The organism is Kitasatospora sp. NPDC051170, from assembly GCF_044455705.1.
GTDB lineage: Bacteria > Actinomycetota > Actinomycetes > Streptomycetales > Streptomycetaceae > Kitasatospora.
Window position 1 is genome coordinate 176,807 of sequence record NZ_JBITFA010000011.1, and the last position, 17,040, is coordinate 193,846.

General features: G+C 71.3%; 15 protein-coding genes. 2 read left to right on the forward strand and 13 right to left on the reverse strand.

Translation table 11 applies throughout. The features are described 5' to 3' along the window. Positions 1 to 4 precede the first annotated feature (4 nt). The gene (locus tag ACIBCA_RS23425) at positions 5 to 1,024 is read left to right on the forward strand and encodes a mechanosensitive ion channel family protein (RefSeq protein ID WP_396284900.1); all 1,020 of its coding nucleotides are present in this window, start codon (positions 5 to 7) and stop codon (positions 1,022 to 1,024) included. Positions 1,025 to 1,083: 59 nt separating this feature from the next. On the opposite strand, the gene ACIBCA_RS23430 is transcribed toward ACIBCA_RS23425, so the two are convergent. The 4 genes from ACIBCA_RS23430 to ACIBCA_RS23445 form a co-directional block, all read right to left on the reverse strand. Next, positions 1,084 to 1,545, reverse strand: a complete 462-nt coding sequence (locus ACIBCA_RS23430) for a GNAT family N-acetyltransferase (protein WP_396284901.1) — start codon at positions 1,543 to 1,545, stop codon at positions 1,084 to 1,086. Between the two features lies 1 nt (position 1,546). Continuing rightward, positions 1,547 to 2,485: an RluA family pseudouridine synthase gene (locus tag ACIBCA_RS23435; protein WP_396284902.1), complete on the reverse strand. Its 939-nt coding sequence runs from the start codon at positions 2,483 to 2,485 to the stop codon at positions 1,547 to 1,549. A gap of 60 nt (positions 2,486 to 2,545) precedes the next feature. Then, on the reverse strand, positions 2,546 to 3,223 hold the full coding sequence (gene lspA, locus ACIBCA_RS23440) for a signal peptidase II (protein ID WP_396285018.1): 678 nt from the start codon (positions 3,221 to 3,223) through the stop codon (positions 2,546 to 2,548). 123 nt (positions 3,224 to 3,346) lie between these two features. Next, the gene (locus tag ACIBCA_RS23445; protein ID WP_396284903.1) at positions 3,347 to 3,805 is read right to left on the reverse strand and encodes a TraR/DksA family transcriptional regulator; all 459 of its coding nucleotides are present in this window, start codon (positions 3,803 to 3,805) and stop codon (positions 3,347 to 3,349) included. Between the two features lie 633 nt (positions 3,806 to 4,438). Between ACIBCA_RS23445 and ileS the strand changes: the two genes are divergently transcribed. Further along, positions 4,439 to 7,567, forward strand: coding sequence for an isoleucine--tRNA ligase (gene ileS / locus ACIBCA_RS23450; protein WP_396284904.1), 3,129 nt, complete (start codon positions 4,439 to 4,441; stop codon positions 7,565 to 7,567). A gap of 447 nt (positions 7,568 to 8,014) precedes the next feature. On the opposite strand, the gene ACIBCA_RS23455 is transcribed toward ileS, so the two are convergent. The 9 genes from ACIBCA_RS23455 to ftsW all read right to left on the reverse strand — a co-directional run bounded on the left by ACIBCA_RS23455 (position 8,015) and on the right by ftsW (position 16,933). Next, on the reverse strand, positions 8,015 to 9,385 hold the full coding sequence (locus tag ACIBCA_RS23455) for a DivIVA domain-containing protein (protein ID WP_396284905.1): 1,371 nt from the start codon (positions 9,383 to 9,385) through the stop codon (positions 8,015 to 8,017). 59 nt (positions 9,386 to 9,444) lie between these two features. Next, the gene (locus tag ACIBCA_RS23460; RefSeq protein ID WP_031071808.1) at positions 9,445 to 9,726 is read right to left on the reverse strand and encodes a YggT family protein; all 282 of its coding nucleotides are present in this window, start codon (positions 9,724 to 9,726) and stop codon (positions 9,445 to 9,447) included. A gap of 97 nt (positions 9,727 to 9,823) precedes the next feature. After that, positions 9,824 to 10,426, reverse strand: coding sequence for a cell division protein SepF (locus ACIBCA_RS23465; RefSeq protein WP_031071810.1), 603 nt, complete (start codon positions 10,424 to 10,426; stop codon positions 9,824 to 9,826). Positions 10,427 to 10,639: 213 nt separating this feature from the next. Beyond that, positions 10,640 to 11,428, reverse strand: coding sequence for a YggS family pyridoxal phosphate-dependent enzyme (locus ACIBCA_RS23470; RefSeq protein ID WP_396284906.1), 789 nt, complete (start codon positions 11,426 to 11,428; stop codon positions 10,640 to 10,642). Next, the gene (gene pgeF, locus ACIBCA_RS23475; RefSeq protein WP_396284907.1) at positions 11,428 to 12,159 is read right to left on the reverse strand and encodes a peptidoglycan editing factor PgeF; all 732 of its coding nucleotides are present in this window, start codon (positions 12,157 to 12,159) and stop codon (positions 11,428 to 11,430) included. The genes ACIBCA_RS23470 and pgeF overlap by 1 nt, the downstream gene beginning before the upstream one ends. After that, entirely contained in the window at positions 12,156 to 13,379 is a 1,224-nt protein-coding gene (gene ftsZ, locus ACIBCA_RS23480; protein ID WP_396284908.1) for a cell division protein FtsZ, read from the reverse strand. Before ftsZ ends, pgeF begins: the two co-directional genes overlap by 4 nt. A gap of 364 nt (positions 13,380 to 13,743) precedes the next feature. Continuing rightward, positions 13,744 to 14,520: a cell division protein FtsQ/DivIB gene (locus ACIBCA_RS23485; RefSeq protein ID WP_396284909.1), complete on the reverse strand. Its 777-nt coding sequence runs from the start codon at positions 14,518 to 14,520 to the stop codon at positions 13,744 to 13,746. Continuing rightward, entirely contained in the window at positions 14,513 to 15,619 is a 1,107-nt protein-coding gene (murG, locus tag ACIBCA_RS23490; RefSeq protein WP_396284910.1) for an undecaprenyldiphospho-muramoylpentapeptide beta-N-acetylglucosaminyltransferase, read from the reverse strand. Before murG ends, ACIBCA_RS23485 begins: the two co-directional genes overlap by 8 nt. A gap of 6 nt (positions 15,620 to 15,625) precedes the next feature. Beyond that, a complete protein-coding gene (gene ftsW / locus ACIBCA_RS23495; RefSeq protein ID WP_396285019.1) occupies positions 15,626 to 16,933 on the reverse strand; it encodes a putative lipid II flippase FtsW in 1,308 nt (435 codons plus the stop codon). Positions 16,934 to 17,040: the final 107 nt, after the last annotated feature.

Here is a 17,040-nt window from a genome sequence, read left to right on the forward strand (position 1 = left end):
TCCCGTGCTCTGGTCCCTGCTCACCCTGCTCGCCACCGTCGCCGCCACCCTGGCGATCGGCTGGATCGTCGACCAGACCCTCCAGCGCCTGGCCGCCGGCCACCCCGAGGCCCCCGTCTGGGCGCAGCTGCGCCGCTGCCGCGTCCCGCTCCAGCTCACCGTCGTGGCGGCCCTGCTGCTCGCCACCCACCCGCTTCGGCGGATCCTCCACCTCACCGAGGAGGAGGGCCTCCGCCACCTCCTCCTGCTGCTCCTGCTCGCCTCCCTCGGCTGGCTCACCGTCCGCGTGGTGGCCGCCCTCCTGGAGGCCCTGCTCAGCCGCTACGAGAGCGTCACCGCCGATCCGGCGCGCGTCCAGCGGGTGCGCACGCAGATCGGCATGCTGCGCCGGGTGGTCAGCGCGGTGATCGTCGTGGTCACCCTCGCCGTGATGCTGCTGACCTTCTCCGCCATGCGCACCATCGGCGCCAGCCTGCTCGCCTCCGCCGGCATCATCGGCATCGTCGCGGGCATCGCCGCCCAGAGCACCCTGGGCAACTTCTTCGCGGGCCTGCAGATCGCCTTCGGCGACACCGTCCGCATCGACGACACGGTGGTGGTGGACGGCCAGCAGGGCACCGTCGAGGAGATCACCCTCTCCTACCTGGTGGTCCGGCTCTGGGACTCCCGCCGGCTGGTCGTCCCGGTCTCCTACTTCGTCAGCAAGCCCTTCGAGAACTGGACCCGCCGCGACCCGGGCCTCCTCGCCTCCGTCCTGCTGCACCTCGACCACACCACCCCGGTCGGCGAGCTGCGCGCCGCCCTCCACGCCCACCTGGAGGAGCACCCGCTGTGGGACGGCGCCGACTGGGCCCTCGACGTCACCGACACCACCCCCAGCACCATCGTCGTCCGCGCCACGATGACCGCCCGCAACCCCGACGACGCCGCCCGGCTCCGCTTCGACGTCCGCGAGCACCTGATCGCCCACCTGCGCGACCACCACCCCGGCGCCCTCCCCCGGCTGCGCACCACCGACGGCTGAACCGAAAAATCCCCGCACCCCCACAGAGGGGGCACGGGGATCTCCCGACACAGAACCGACTACAACGTCCTCGTCATCATCCGGTGCGGAATACCGACCGAGTCGTACACCGGCCCCTCGGCCACGTACCCGAGCCGCTCGTAGAACCCGAGCGCCCGCACCTGCGCGTGCAGCTCGACCTCCGCGGCCCCGCGCTCACGCGCCTCGGCCTCGATCGCCCGCACCAGCCGGGCCCCGAGCCCCGTGCCCCGGGCCGCCCCGACGACCGCGAGCCGCCCGAGCAGCACCCGCCCGGCGACGCCCCCGGTCTCCTTCCAGGCCTGCTCCCCGAAGATCAGCCGCGCCGTCCCCAGCGCGGCGCCGTCCTCGGCGAGGGCCAGCAGGTGCACCGAGGTGGCGTCGTACTCGTCCCACTCCAGCTCCTCCGGCACGTGCTGCTCGACGACGAACACCGCCCGCCGGACCTCCCACACCAGTGCGAGGTCCGCCTCCCCGGAGGCCGTCCGGATGGAGGCGGTCATCTCAGCTCTCCGCCGCGATGATGTCCAGCGCCTTCTGCAGGTCCGCCGAGTAGTCGCTGGTGAACTCGACCCACTGCCCGTCCGCCGGGTGCTCGAACCCCAGCGAGACCGCGTGCAGCCACTGCCGGGTCAGCCCGAGCCGCTTGGCGAGCGTCGGGTCGGCCCCGTACGTGAGGTCGCCGACGCAGGGGTGGCGCAGCGCGGACATGTGGACGCGGATCTGGTGGGTGCGCCCGGTCTCCAGCTTGACGGCGAGCAGCGAGGCCGCCCGGTACGCCTCGATGAGGTCGTAGTGGGTGACGGAGGGCTTGCCGTCCTTGGTGACGGCCCACTTCCAGTCCGAGCTGGGGTGGCGCCCGATCGGCGCATCCACGGTGCCGCTCATCGGGTCCGGGTGGCCCTGGACGAGCGTGTGGTAGCGCTTGTCGGTGATCCGGTCGTGGAACTGCCGCTTGAGGTCGGTGTAGGCGCGCTCGGACTTGGCGACGACCATCAGCCCGGAGGTGCCGACGTCCAGCCGGTGCACGACGCCCTGGCGCTCGGCGGCGCCCGAGGTGGAGATCCGGTAGCCGGCGGCGGCCAGCCCGCCGATCACGGTCGGGCCGGTCCAGCCGGGGCTGGGGTGGGCGGCGACGCCGACCGGCTTGTCGACGAGCACGATGTCCTCGTCCTCGTGGACGATCCGCATGCCCTCGACCGGCTCGGCGATGATCTGCACGGCGGCGGCGGGGGCGGGGATCTCGACCTCCAGCCAGGAACCGGCGGTCACCCGGTCCGACTTTCCGGCCACCGCGCCGTCGAGCGTCACCTTGCCCTCGGCGGCCAGCTCGGCGGCCTTGGTCCGGGAGAAGCCGAACATCCGGCCGAGGGCGGCGTCGAGGCGCTCACCCTCCAGGCCGTCGGGAACGGGGAGGCTGCGGATCTGCGCTGCGGTACTCACCCGTACGAGTATGCCGGAAGCGGCGGCCCGCCCCTGCCCCGAAGGCCGTCCGGCCGCCCCTTACTCGCCCTTGTCCCCGGCCTTCTCGGGCTTCTCGGCCTTCTCGACCGGCTGGTGGACACTGCCGTCCGGGTTACTGCCCCGGAACGAGAGCAGCACCACGAGGATGCCGCCGCAGACGATGGCCGAGTCCGCGAGGTTGAACACCGCGAAGTGCTGGACGGAGATGAAGTCCACCACGTGCCCCCGGAAGACGCCGGGCGCCCGGAACAGCCGGTCCGTGAGGTTGCCGAGCGCCCCGCCCAGCAGCAGCCCGAGCGCGATCGCCCAGGGCAGGCTGTACAGCCGGCGGGCGATCCGCCAGATCACCACGATGACGGCCGAGGCGATCATCGTGAAGACGACGGTCAGCGCCTGGCCCATGCCGAACGCGGCGCCGGAGTTGCGGATCACCTGGAAGGTGACGATGTCGCCGATCACCTTGATCGCCGCGTGGTTCTCCAGCCTGGCGACGACCAGCAGCTTGCTGCCCAGGTCGATCAGGAAGGCCAGCACCGCCACGACCAGCAGCACGCCGACCCGGCGCCGCCCCTTGCCCTTGCCCGCCGCCGTGGCCCCGGCCTCCGGAATCCCGTCCGTCGTGGGCTCGGCAGATTCGGCCACGGCCGCCTCCACGTCATCGGCCTGGTTCGGGACGGCGTCGTCCCGGGTCTGGGGGGAACCTTGCGTACTGATGATCCGCTCCGCTGCCGATGAAAGTGGTCCGCTGAGGACCTGGGCGCGTCCGCGAACGCGCCGACCGACGTTACGGGGTCGAGCGTACGGCAAGCCCGACCCCCCACGTCGCCCCGGTGGCCGGGTTCAGCGGCGTTCCTGCTTGGCCTTGCACTGCACACAGAGCGTCGCCCGGGGGAACGCCTGCAGCCGGGCCTTGCCCACGGCCTGTCCGCAGGACTCGCAGACCCCGAAGCCGACGCCCTCCAGCCGCTCCAGCGCCCGCTCGGTCTGGGCGAGGCTGTCGCGGGCGTTGTTGGCCAGCGCCAGCTCGCTCTCGCGCGAGATGTTCTTCGTACCGGCGTCCACCTGGTCGTCGCCGGCTCCGTCGTTGGAGTCGCGCATCAGGCCCGCGATGGCGGCGTCGGCGGCGTCGATCTCGCTGCGCAGCCGCTCGAGGTCGCCGATCAGCTCGTCGTGCAGCTCGTGGACCTCCTCGGCGGTCCACGGCTCCTCGCCGGGCCGCACGGGCAGCGTGGCCGGGTCCACCGACTCGGCGCCCCGCGCCACGGTGACGGTGTCCGTCTTCGGTGCTGTTGTGGTCACAATCCCCTCCCCTGGATCGACCGCCACGGCTTTGCGTGCCCGCTTGGTGGCGGTGCCCGCGCCGGTTGCCTTCTCAGCCATGGCTTCGACCCCATCTACGAACGAATCGAGCCGCCGGTTCCCGGCGGCCTCCAGTGCCGGAACGATAATCCTGATCAAAACCGGTCACAACATGACATACCGGCACCTCACAGTGATCCCACCCAGGCAGCCGCCCCAATCGCCACGCCCCTCGCGCTGACAGACTTCTGCCCAGATCACCCCCGCCTAACCGCCCCCCGAACCCGCCCGCCGCGCGCCCCCGCACCACCCCGGCCCGCGTGGCGGAATCGACTTGCGGCAGGCCGATACACTTGTGCCTGCAAGGCGCAGATGGGACGAGTACCGACGTACGCAGCCACCAGCGACCCGGGGACGGTGTGAGCCCGGGGGTGTGCACAGCGGGAAGATCACCCCGGAGCCGCCGGAAGAACGGCCACCGCGAGGCGGCCCACTAGACCCGGCAGCAACCCCAAACAAGAGGGCCGCAGCGCACCAACCGCGGCCAAGGAGGGTGGTACCGCGGGTCGGCGAAGGCCGTCTCGTCCCTCCGGAGGATCCAGTCCCAGCATCCGCCGGAGGTAGACGCCCGCGATGAGTACCTATAACCCCGTCCCCGCACAGGTTGATCTCCCCGCCCTCGAACACCAGATCCTCTCCTTCTGGCAGGACAACAAGATCTTCCAGCGCAGCCTGGAGCAGTCCGAGGGCCGCCCCGAGTGGGTGTTCTACGAGGGCCCGCCGACCGCCAACGGCATGCCCGGCGCGCACCACATCGAGGCCCGCGTCTTCAAGGACGTCTTCCCCCGGTACCGGACGATGAAGGGCTACCACGTCGCCCGCAAGGCCGGCTGGGACTGCCACGGCCTCCCGGTCGAGCTGGCCGTCGAGAAGGAGCTGGGCTTCTCCGGCAAGCAGGACATCGAGGCGTACGGCATCGCCGAGTTCAACGCGAAGTGCCGCGACTCGGTGACCCGCCACACCGACGCCTTCGCCGAGCTCACCACCCGGATGGGCTACTGGGTCGACCTCGACGAGGCGTACCGGACGATGGACCCGTCCTACGTCCAGTCCGTCTGGTGGTCGCTGAAGCAGATCTTCGACAAGGGCCTGCTGGTCCAGGACCACCGCGTCGCCCCCTGGTGCCCCCGCTGCGGCACGGGCCTGTCCGACCACGAGCTGGCCCAGGGCTACGAGACGGTCGTCGACCCCTCGGTCTACGTCCGCTTCCCGCTCACCGGCGGCCCGCTGGCCGGCCGGGCGTCCCTGCTCGCCTGGACCACCACCCCCTGGACCCTGGTCTCCAACACCGCCCTCGCCGTGCACCCCGAGGTCACCTACGTGGTGGCCACCGACGGCACCGAGAACCTGGTCGTCGCCGAGCCGCTGCTCGCCAAGGCCCTCGGCGAGGGCTGGGAGCCCACCGGCGAGTCCTTCACCGGCGCCGAGATGGAGCACTGGAACTACCAGCGCCCCTTCGAGCTGGTCGCGATCGAGAACGCGCACTTCGTCCTCAACGCCGACTACGTCACCACCGAGGACGGCACCGGCATCGTCCACCAGTCCCCGGCCTTCGGCGCCGACGACCTCGCGGTCTGCCGCCGTTACGGCCTGCCGGTGGTCAACCCCGTCCTGCCGGACGGCACCTTCGCCCCCGAAGTCCCCCTGGTCGGCGGCCAGTTCTTCAAGAAGGCCGACGAGGACCTGGTCAAGGACCTCAAGGAACGCGGCCTGCTCTTCCGCCACGTCCCGTACGAGCACAGCTACCCGCACTGCTGGCGCTGCCACACCGCGCTGCTCTACTACGCGCAGCCGTCCTGGTACATCCGGACCACCGCCGTCAAGGACGCGCTGATCCGCGAGAACGAGGCCACCAACTGGTTCCCGGAGACGGTCAAGCACGGCCGCTTCGGCGACTGGCTGAACAACAACGTCGACTGGGCGCTCAGCCGCAACCGCTACTGGGGCACCCCGCTGCCGATCTGGCGCTGCGAGGAGAACCACCTCACCTGCGTCGCCTCCCTCGCCGAACTCAGCGAGCTCACCGGCACCGACCAGAGCGCCCTCGACCCGCACCGCCCCTTCATCGACGCGGTCACCTTCGACTGCCGCGAGTGCGGCACCACCGCCACCCGCGTGCCCGAGGTCATCGACGCCTGGTACGACTCGGGCTCCATGCCCTTCGCCCAGTACGGCTACCCGTACCAGAACAAGGAGCTGTTCGAGAAGCGCTACCCGGCGCAGTTCATCTCCGAGGCGATCGACCAGACCCGCGGCTGGTTCTACACGCTGATGGCCGTCGGCACCCTGGTGTTCGACAGGAACAGCTACGAGAACGTCGTCTGCCTGGGCCACATCCTGGCCGAGGACGGCCGCAAGATGTCCAAGCACCTGGGCAACATCCTGCAGCCCATCCCGCTGATGGACCAGCACGGCGCCGACGCCGTCCGCTGGTTCATGGCCGCCGGCGGCTCCCCCTGGTCGGCCCGCCGCGTCGGCCACGGCACCATCCAGGAGGTGGTCCGCAAGACCCTCCTCACCTACTGGAACACCGTCGCCTTCCAGGCCCTGTACGCCCGCACCTCCGACTGGGCGCCCTCCGCGAGCGACCCGGCCCCGGCCGACCGCCCGCAGCTGGACCGCTGGGTGCTCTCCGAGCTGAACACCCTGGTCCGCGAGGTCGACGCCGCCTACGAGGCGTACGACACCCAGCGCGCCGGCAAGCTGCTCTCCGGCTTCGTCGACGACCTCTCCAACTGGTACGTCCGCCGCGGCCGCCGCCGCTTCTGGCAGGGCGACGCGGCCGCGCTCGCCACCCTGCACGAGGCCCTGGAGACCGTCACCCGCCTGATGGCCCCGCTCACCCCCTTCATCACCGAGCGCGTCTGGCAGGACCTGGTCGTCCCCGTCGCCCCCGACGCCCCGGCCTCGGTCCACCTCTCGACCTGGCCCCAGGCCGACGAGACCCTGATCGACCCTGACCTCTCCCGCCACATGACCCTGGTCCGCCGCCTGGTGGAGCTCGGCCGCGCCACCCGCGCCGAGTCCGGCGTGAAGACCCGCCAGCCGCTCTCCCGCGCCCTGGTCGCCGCCCAGGGCTGGGAGGAACTCCCCGCCGACCTGCGCGCCCAGATCGCCGAGGAGCTCAACGTCTCCACCCTGGAGTCCCTCGCCGAGGTCGGGGGCTCCCTGGTCGACACCAGCGCCAAGGCCAACTTCCGCGCCCTGGGCAAGCGCTTCGGCAAGGGCGTCCAGGACGTCGCCAAGGCCGTCGCCGCCACCGACGCCGCCCGCCTCGCCGCCGAACTCCGCGCCACCGGCGAAACCGGCGTCGACCTGAACGGCGAGACGATCACCCTCTCCCCCGACGAAGTGATCATCACCGAAACCCCCCGCGAGGGCTGGGCCGTCGCCAACGAGTCCGGCGCCACCGTCGCCCTCGACCTGGCCATCACCCCGGAACTCAAGCGCCTCGGCATCGCCCGCGACGCCATCCGCCAGATCCAGGAGGCCCGCAAGAACTCCGGCCTCGACGTAGCCGACCGCATCGTCCTCCGCTGGCGCGCCACCACCGAGGACACCGCCGAAGCCATCGCCGAACACGGCCCCCTCGTCGCCGACGAGGTCCTCGCCACCGACTTCGCCGCCGGCGCAGCCGACTGGACCTCCGAGACCTTCACCGACGAATCCCTCGGCCTCGCCTTCCAACTCCGCAAGGCATAACAAGGCCCCCGAAGCCGCCGTCCTCCCCCAAAGGACGGCGGCTTCGCCATTCCCCAGCGGCCGCGCAGGGCGCAAGCCCACGCGGCCGCAACCACCACCACCCCACCCGCACCCACCCACCACCCCGCCCCACCCCACCACCCCCACGACCAACCCCAGCGAGAGGGACGCGCTGCGGGAGGGGGCGGCGGAGGGGGTGGCCCGGAGCGGGGCGTTGCGGGTGATTTTCAGACTGCCAACGGCGCCCAACCCCCACCCACAGAGTCGGCAGTCTGAAAATCATCCAGCCCCGCGGAGCGGCCCCCCCCGGAGCCGCCCCCGCCACCCACCCTCCCGAGAGCCACCCCCCAACGACCCCACCCCCACCCCACCCCAAACACAAAAGGGGCGCCCCCTCCCCGACCCGAAGGCCGAAAAGGGGACGCCCCGAAGAACCCGACTACAACCTCAGTTGTCGCCGTCCTCGTCGATCAGAAAGCCCCGCATCGGCGCCGGAGCCTGCTGCATCGGCTGCGGAGGCTGCGGCCGCACGGCCGCCATCGGCTGCGTCATCCCGGCCGGCTGCATCTGCGGAGCACCACTGCCACCGCCCGCCTGCCCGCCGAACGACGGCGCCGGAGCACTCCCACCGAACGCGCTCTGCCCACCGAACGAAGGCGACGACCCCCCGTACGAAGGCTGGTTGCCACCGAAGGACGGAGCGGAGCTCATCCCGGCCGGAGCCATCGACGAGGCCGCCGGCGGCAGCGAGGCCGTGGCGGGGATCCGCGGCGGAGCGAGCGAGTCGTCGGCCTGCGACTCCAGCTGGCGCAGCTGGGTCTCCAGGTACGACTTCAGTCGCGTGCGGTACTCACGCTCGAACGCCCGCAGGTCCTCGACCTTGCGCTCCAGCGTGGCCCGGGCCGACTCCAGCGACCCCATCGCGACGCGGTGCTTCTCCTGCGCGTCCCGCTCCAGGGCGTCGGCCTTGGCACGGGCGTCGCGCTCCAGACCCTCGGCCCGGCTGCGCGCCTCGCCGACGATCTTGTTGGCCTCGGAGCGGGCCTCGGAGATCGCCTGGTCGGCGGTCTGCTGCGCGAGGGCGAGGACGCGGGCGGCGCTGTCGCCACCGGGGCCCTGCTGCTGCATCGGGGCGGGGCCACCGAGGGGGCCGCCCATCTGCTGCTGGCCACCCATGGGGCCGCCCATCGGCTGCATCTGCTGCTGGCCCATGCCCTGGCCCATCGGGTTGCCCATCTGCTGCGGGCCACCGGGACCGCCCATGGGCTGCAGCATCTGACCGCCCATCGGCTGGACCAGCTGCTGCTGGCCGCCCATGGTCTGGCCCATCTGCTGCTGCTGGCCACCGGGGCCCGCGGGCAGCTGCGGGGCGCCGGAGGGCAGGCCCAGCGGCTGCTGGCCACCCATCTGCTGGCCGCCCATCTGCTGCTGGCCACCCATGGTCTGGCCGCCCATCGGCTGGCCCATCTGCTGCTGCGGACCGCCGGGGCCCATCTGCTGCGGGCCACCGGGACCCATCTGCTGCGGTCCGCCCGGGCCCTGCTGGCCGGGGACCGGCGGGCCGGATATGGCGGCCGGCACGGGGGCGCCGGGACGCGAGTCCTGCGGCGGCTCCTTGCGCATGTTGGCCTGGTTCTGCGCGGCGGCGCGAGTCGCGGCCGCGAGCTTGGCCCGCAGGTCCTCGTTCTCCCGGAGGAGGCGGGTCAGCTCCGCCTCGACCTCGTCGAGGAAGGCATCGACCTCGTCCTCGTCATAGCCTTCACGCAGGCGGACGGTCGTGAACTGCTTGTTCCGAACGTCCTCGGGGGTCAATGGCATCTCTTCACCTCAACGTGATCGTCGGCACACCGGCATCCTGTCGCATCGCTCACCTACGACTAGGGGTGCACAAGCGAGATCAGGACATACACAATGATCATCAGTACGAAGAAGGACAGGTCGAGCGCCACGCCCCCGAAACGCAACGGCGGGATGAACCGCCGCAGAAGCTTGAGCGGAGGATCGGTGAGAGTGTACGTGGCCTCCAGCACCAGGACCATGGCCCTGCCGGGGCGCCACGAACGCGCGAACTGGAAGACCCAGTCCATCACCAGCCTCACGAGCAGGAACACCAGGAAGACGACAAGGGCGTAGTAGAGCACCGCCCACACGATGTTCATCGCGCTTCCCTCTCCCCGGCGTTGGCCCTAGGACCGTCGCTCGTCACCTGTCGTTGACCCACTGTTGATCAGTTCCACACGTACAGTCGTGGCCGGGTCAGCTCTGGTTGAAGAACCCACCCTCGGCGATCCGAGCCTTGTCCTCCGCCGTGACATCGACGTTAGCAGGCGACAGCAGGAACACCTTCTGTGTCACGCGCTCGATACTGCCGTGCAGACCGAAGACGAGTCCAGCCGCGAAGTCTACGAGCCGCTTCGCGTCGGTGTCGTCCATCTCGGTCAAATTCATGATCACCGGGGTCCCGCCGCGGAACTGTTCCCCGATGGTGCGGGCCTCGTTGTAGGTGCGAGGGTGCAGCGTGGTGATGCGGTAGGGCTCTCGTTCGTTCACTACCTTGGGCATGATCACCGGGGCGCTCTTCTCCAGGTTGTGGCGGCGTTCGGGTGTGATGGACGACACTGGGGCCATCCTCGGGGTCTCCTGCCGGATCGGCACCGCGGCCGGCACCGGCTGCGGGGTGATCGAGGAGACCGGGGCGGGCGCGGCGGCGGGCCGCGGGATGTCCTCGGTGCGCTGTCCCGTGCGGATCGGCTCGGGGTCCGCGTCGTAGTCGTCGTCGGGGTCGTACCCCTGGCCGTCGTACGTCTCGTCCTCCACGAGGCCGAGGTAGACCGCCATCTTGCGCATCGCGCCGGCCATGCTCCTGTCTCCTCCGCTAGTGGTGGACCGCCGGGCCACGGCCCTGACCAGCGGATTCCGCGGTCCCCCCACGACGGCGCGTCAGGCCGACGGCCTGTCAGGGTTCGTGGAGTGGGGGCCGCGGAGCTGCGATCCACGGTTCGCCAGCAGCCCCGAGGAGCTGCTAGATTCTGTCCTATTTTGTCCTGCAGTCTGATCTACTACCCGGTGACGTTACCCGAGGGGTGACCTCACTCCGAGTACCGCCGTTCCGACGCGTACATGTGTCGCACCGGCGGCGATCGCCTGCTCGAGGTCCCCGCTCATGCCTGCGGAAACCATGGTGGCAGCAGGATGGGTCGTCCGTACGCCGGTTGCGATTTCCATCAGTCGATCGAAGGCGCGGGCCGGATCCCCGGCCAGCGGGCCGGCGAGCGGAGCGACGGTCATCACACCGTCAAGTCGCAGCCCGGGCGTGTCGGCGATCGCGTCGGCCAGTTCGGCCACGTCCTCCGGCGCGACCCCGGCCCGGTGCTCGCCCTCTCCGTGCTCCTTGTCGAGGGCCACCTGCACCAGGCACCCCAGCTCCGGGCGCTCCGCCTTGAGCACGGCGGCCGAGAGCGACTCGACCAGCCGCAGCCGGTCCACCGAGTGCACCCGGTTCGCGTACCGGACGACCGAGCGGGCCTTGTTGGTCTGCAACTGCCCGACGAAGTGCCAGTCAAGAGGAAGGTTTCTGCACTGCTCCGCCTTGGGCGCGGCGTCCTGGTCGCGGTTCTCCGCGACGTCCCGCACCCCGAGCCCGGCCAGCAGCGCGCTGTCCTCGGCGGGGTAGGTCTTGGTGACGACGACCAGGGTCACGTCCTCGCGGGGGCGCCCGGCGGCCGCACAGGCGTCCGCGATCCGGCGCTCGACCACCTCGAGGTTGGTGCCCAGTTCCTCGTAGCGGGCCCGCTGGCCCTCCGTCAGCGCTCCCAAGAATTCGGGGCCGCCCGGGAACGGTCCGTAGATGTCGTTCGTCATCAATGATCAGAGCCCAACCAGACGTAGCTCGCGAGCCGGCCCGTGCGCCGCTCGCGCCGGTAGGAGTAGTGGTCGGTCGATTCCAGCGTGCAGACCGGTGAGCGCACCAGCGAGGTGACGCCCGCCTCGGCCAGCTGCGCCGCGACACCCTCCGCCACGTCCAGCGCCGGGGTCCCCCAGGAGGTCTCCGCGAAGGCCGCCGGCACCACGGCCGCGACCTCGGCGCGCATCTCGGCGGGCACCTCGTAGCAGCGTCCGCAGACCGCGGGGCCGGTGGCGGCGGTGATCCGCGCCGGCTCGGCCCCGAGTCCGACCATCGCCCGTACGGTCGCGGGCACCACCCCGGCCGCCAGCCCGGGCCGGCCCGCGTGGGCCGCGCCCACCACGCCCGCCACCGGGTCGGCCAGCAGCACGGGGGTGCAGTCGGCGGTCAGCACCGCCAGCGCGAGCGGCCGGTCGCTGACCATCCCGTCCACGGTCGGCGCCTGCCCGTCCGCCTGGCGCCGCGTCACCACGGACACCTCGGCACCGTGCACCTGGTTCATCCAGACCACGTCGGCCGGTTCGATCCCCAGTTCCCGGGCGGCCAGCACCCGGTTCTCCCGGACGGCCTCCGGGTCGTCCCCCACCGCGCCGCCGAGGTTGAGCTCCCCGTACGGCGAAGTGCTCACCCCGCCCCACCGGTCGGTGAAGGCGAAGTGAGCACCCGCGTGGATCGCGTGTTCGATCACTTAAGGAAATCCGGCACGTCGAGCTCCTCGGCCGGGCTCTCCACGTACGGCTGGCGGGCCGGCTGGACCTGCGGCGGCACCGGGGCGGCCGTCGTGGTGGCCGGGGCCTCGGCGGAACGGGCCGACGCCGGGGTCTCGCTCTCCGAACGGGAGGTCACCGAGCCGATGCCGCCGTAGGACGGGCGGGAGGCCGGGCGCTCCGGGGCGGCCGCCGGGGTGGACGCCGTGGAGGCGGAGGCCTTGACCACCGGGTCGCGGACGATCGCCGGCGGCTGCCCGCCGTCGAAGCCGGCCGCGATGACGGTGACGCGCACCTCGTCGCCGAGCGCGTCGTCGATGACGGCGCCGAAGATGATGTTCGCCTCGGGGTGCGCGGCCTCGCTGACCAGCTGGGCCGACTCGTTGATCTCGAACAGGCCGAGGTCGGAGCCGCCCGAGATGGACAGCAGCACGCCGCGGGCGCCGTCGATCGAGGCCTCCAGCAGCGGGGAGGAGATCGCCATCACGGCGGCGGCCTTGGCGCGGTCCTCGCCGCGGGCCGAGCCGATGCCCATGAGCGCCGAACCGGCGTCCGACATGACGGACTTGACGTCGGCGAAGTCGAGGTTGATCAGACCCGGGGTGGTGATCAGGTCGGTGATGCCCTGGACACCGGAGAGCAGGACCTGGTCGGCCGAGCGGAACGCGTCGAGCACGCTGACCTGGCGGTCCGAGATGGACAGCAGCCGGTCGTTGGGGATGACGATGAGGGTGTCGACCTCTTCACGCAGAGAGGCGATGCCGTCCTCGGCCTGGTTGGCGCGGCGGCGGCCCTCGAAGGTGAACGGGCGGGTGACCACGCCGATCGTCAGGGCGCCCAGGGAGCGCGCGATGTTGGCGACGACGGGCGCGCCGCCCGTGCCCGTGCCACCGCCCTCGCCGGCCGTCACGAAGACCATGTCGGCCCCCTTGAGGACCTCCTCGATCTCCTCGCGGTGGTCCTCGGCGGCCTTGCGGCCGACCTCGGGGTTGGCGCCGGCGCCGAGGCCCCGGGTGAGTTCACGGCCCACATCGAGCTTGACGTCGGCGTCGCTCATCAGGAGGGCCTGCGCATCGGTGTTGATCGCGATGAACTCGACGCCCTTGAGACCGACCTCGATCATCCGGTTGATGGCATTGACACCACCGCCGCCGATTCCGACGACCTTGATGACTGCGAGGTAGTTCTGCGGTGCTGCCACGTCGAAGGCCCTCTCGCCTCGAATTTCCGGGTCGGCTCGACCCAGTGGGGGGACGTACCGACGGATGTCGATGGGTAGGGAGCGCGGTTTCTGACTGAATGTCCGAAATGCCGACCACCGACCCCAACCCTAAACTTGACCTTTAGGGTTAGTGCTGCGCCACCGTCACATCACCAGGGGACACAGTCTGGTGACACAGGACACTAGGTGGCTCCGGGCACGTGTTTCAACGAACACGCCGAGCTTCCCTTTTTCTTTTGAGCCTATGTGATCATCGGCCGGCTTACGAAACCGGGGTGACCACCAAGGGTCGGGCCGACACTTCGAGGCGTCAACCCCTCCCTCAGCCACAGAACCTACCGGATCAGCCGGACACCGCCGGCGCCTCCGGCGCACTCACGTCGTAGTTCGTACCCTTCTGGTTCATCAGTGCGACCAGCACCCGGGCCTTGCGGTCGATCTGGTCCGGACTCCCCCAACGCACCGTCGCACCGCCGCTGAGCTGCAGCTCGATGTCGTCGTAGGAGTGCACGAGCACCGATCCGGCCCGCTTGGCGAGGTCCGGCGGGAGCCCGGCGGCCACCGCCACCGCCCCGCGCACCAGCTGCGGACGCGAGATCACCGACTCCACGTCCAGGGCCGGCTGACTGAGCCGCAGCTCCACCACCGGCACTCCCGCCGGTGGGGCCGCGTCGGTGGCGAAGCTCACTCCCGAGGCGTCCACCTGGGTGAATCTGCCATCCTCCCCCTTGACGGCGGCCGCCGCCGTGCGCTGGACGACCTTCACGCGCAGGGTGTGCGGCCAGCCCCGCCACACCTCGGCCTTCGCCACCCGGGGGATCGCCTCCACCCGGTGCCGGGCCTCGTCCAGGTCGACCCGGGCCAGCGGGCCGTCGGCCAGCTTGCCGATCGACTGCCGCACCTGGTCCGGGGTCAGGTTGTCGTCCGGCGCGCCCTGGACGGCGACGCTGCGCACGTCCAGCACCGAGGAGTAGAACACCAGCCAGGCCAGCACACCGACCACCGCGGCGCCGAGCACGCTCAGCACCACGACACCCCGCCGGGAGAGCCGGAGGCGAGGGGCGTTCTCCTCGTCCTCCAGCTCCTCCTCCAGGGGGTCGGCGAGCCGGCCGTCAGCCACGGCGGCGGCCGCCCCGGTGGGCCTGGATGGCCTCGTAGACCATGCCGACCAGCAGGTCGTCGGCGTCCCGGCGGCCGAACTCGGCGGCCGCCCGGCTCATGTCCCAGAGCCGCTGCGGGTCGGTGAGCACCGGCAGCACGTTCTGGAGCACCCAGTCCGAGGTCAGCTCGGCGTCGTCCACCAGCAGACCGCCGCCGGCCTTGACCATCGGCTGGGCGTTCAGCCGCTGCTCGCCGTTGCCGATCGGCAGCGGCACGAAGGCGGCGGGCAGGCCGACGGCGGCCAGCTCGGCCACGGTCATGGCGCCGGCCCGGCAGAGCATCAGGTCGGCGGCGGCGTAGGCGAGGTCCATCCGGTCGATGTACGGCACCGGGCGGTACGGCGGCATCCCGGGGACGTCCGCGACCATGGGCAGCTCGTTCTTCGGGCCGACGGCGTGCAGGATCTGGACGCCGTACTGCTGCAGCCTCGGGGCGATCGCGGTGATCGTCTCGTTCAGCCGCCGGGCGCCCTGGGAGCCGCCGGAGACGAGCAGGGTGGGCAGCCGCTGGTCGAGGCCGAAGTACTGGCGGGCCTCGGGCCGGGTGGCGCCCCGGTCCAGGGTGGCGATGGTCCGGCGCAGCGGGATGCCGATGTACCGGGAGTCGCGCAGCTTGCTGTCCGGGGTGGAGACGGCGACGAAGTCGGAGTAGCGGGCGCCGATCTTGTTGGCCAGGCCCGGGCGGGCGTTGGCCTCGTGCACCACGATCGGCACGCCGGCGCGCTTGGCGGCCAGGTAGGCGGGCATGGCCACGTAGCCGCCGAAGCCGACCACGCAGTCGGCGTTGACCCGCTCGATGATCTCCTGGGCGGCCCGGACGGTGCCGCGCAGCCGGCCGGGGACGGTGATCAGCTCGGGGGTGGGCTTGCGGGGCAGCGGGACGGCCGGGATCAGCTCCAGCTGGTAGCCGCGCTCGGGTACCAGCCGGGTCTCCAGGCCCCTCTCGGTGCCCAGGGCGGTGATCCCGACGGACGGGTCGTGCCTGCGGAGTGCGTCCGCGAGGGCCATGGCCGGTTCGATGTGACCGGCGGTCCCCCCGCCGGCGAGTACGACATGCACCGAAATTCACCGCTCCCTGCGTGCCGGCCCCGGGGCCGGGCGCGCTGTGGTTCGTCGTCGTGGCAGCACCCGGGCCAGTCGCTTCCTGATCCGGGAGTTCTTGGTCCGGGCGGCCAGGGCCGCCTTCGCGCCCGAGGAGCTGCGTGCCAGGCAGAGCAGCACCCCGATCGCGGACATGGCCGACAGCATGGCGGAACCGCCGTAGGAGAACAGCGGGAGCGGGACGCCCGCGATGGGCAGCAGTCCCAGCGCCGACCCCAGGTTGATCATGGCCTGAGCCATGATCCAGGTGGTGGCGGCTCCCGCGGCGTACCTGACGAAGGGGTCCTTCGTACCGATGGCCACACGGATACCCGCGTAGCCTAGTGCCGCGAAGAGACCGATCACCGACAGCGTCCCCACGAGACCGAGTTCCTCGCCGGTGGCGGCGAAGATGAAGTCGGTGTGCGCCTCGGGCAGTTGCCCCCACTTCTCGACGCCGGCGCCCAGGCCCGTGCCGAAGCCGCCGCCGAGGGCGAAGGAGTAGGCGCCGTGCAGGGCCTGGAAGCAGGCGCCGTCGGGGTCGAGTTTGGTGACGCCGATGCAGCCCAGCCGCTCCGCCCGGTGCGGGACGGTGACGACCAGGGCGGTGCAGACCACGACGGCCACCCCGAGGGTGGCGACGAACAGGCGCAGGGGCGCGCCGACCATCCACAGCAGCGCGAAGACCATGGCGACGAGGATCATCGAGGTCCCCATGTCGCCGCCGATCATGATCAGCGCGAGCAGCAGCAGGGCCCCGGGCACCAGCGGCACCAGCAGGTGCTTCCACGAGTTGAGGGTGCCGGCCTTCTGCTTGCGGGCGAGCAGGTCGGCGCCCCAGAGGACCAGCGCGAGCTTGGCGAACTCCGAGGGCTGGAACTGGAAGAAGCCGAAGTCCAGCCAGTTCTGGTTGCCGTTGATCCGCACCCCGATGCCGGGGACGGCGACCAGCGCGAGCGCGCCGATCACGCCGAACATCACCGGGTAGACGATCACCCGCAGCACCGCCACCGGCACGGAGGCGAAGCCGATCAGCAGGACGAGGCCGAGGATGGCCGCGATCAGCTGCTTGAGGAAGTAGTACTGCGCGGTGTGGTGCTGGTTCAGGGCGAGGATCTGCGAGGCCGAGAAGACCATCATCAGGCCGAGCACGACCAGCAGCAGGACGGTGCCCAGCACCAGCAGGTAGGGCGTGAGCGGCCGATCCAGCCAGTACCCGACACCGGCCCGGAAGGCCCGCAGCCGGGCCAGCGGACCGGCCGACTTGTACTTGGTCGTGGTGGCGGAGATCACGCGCCACGGCTCGCCGGAGTCCTTGCCGCCCGCTCCGGAATCCGCCCTGCCGCCCAGCCCCGCCACCGCTCCCCGCTCACTGTTCTCGTACGCCGCCCCCACGCGGG

Excerpts from the sequence above, each read along its gene's own strand:
- ACIBCA_RS23430 (WP_396284901.1), bottom strand. The coding sequence starts at position 1,545 with ATGACCGCCTCCATCCGGACGGCCTCCGGGGAGGCGGACCTCGCACTG.
- ACIBCA_RS23470 (WP_396284906.1), bottom strand. The coding sequence starts at position 11,428 with ATGACGAACGACATCTACGGACCGTTCCCGGGCGGCCCCGAATTCTTG.
- ACIBCA_RS23465 (WP_031071810.1), bottom strand. The coding sequence starts at position 10,426 with ATGGCCGGCGCGATGCGCAAGATGGCGGTCTACCTCGGCCTCGTGGAG.
- ACIBCA_RS23460 (WP_031071808.1), bottom strand. The coding sequence starts at position 9,726 with ATGAACATCGTGTGGGCGGTGCTCTACTACGCCCTTGTCGTCTTCCTG.
- ACIBCA_RS23455 (WP_396284905.1), bottom strand. The coding sequence starts at position 9,385 with ATGCCATTGACCCCCGAGGACGTTCGGAACAAGCAGTTCACGACCGTC.
- ileS (WP_396284904.1), top strand. The coding sequence starts at position 4,439 with ATGAGTACCTATAACCCCGTCCCCGCACAGGTTGATCTCCCCGCCCTC.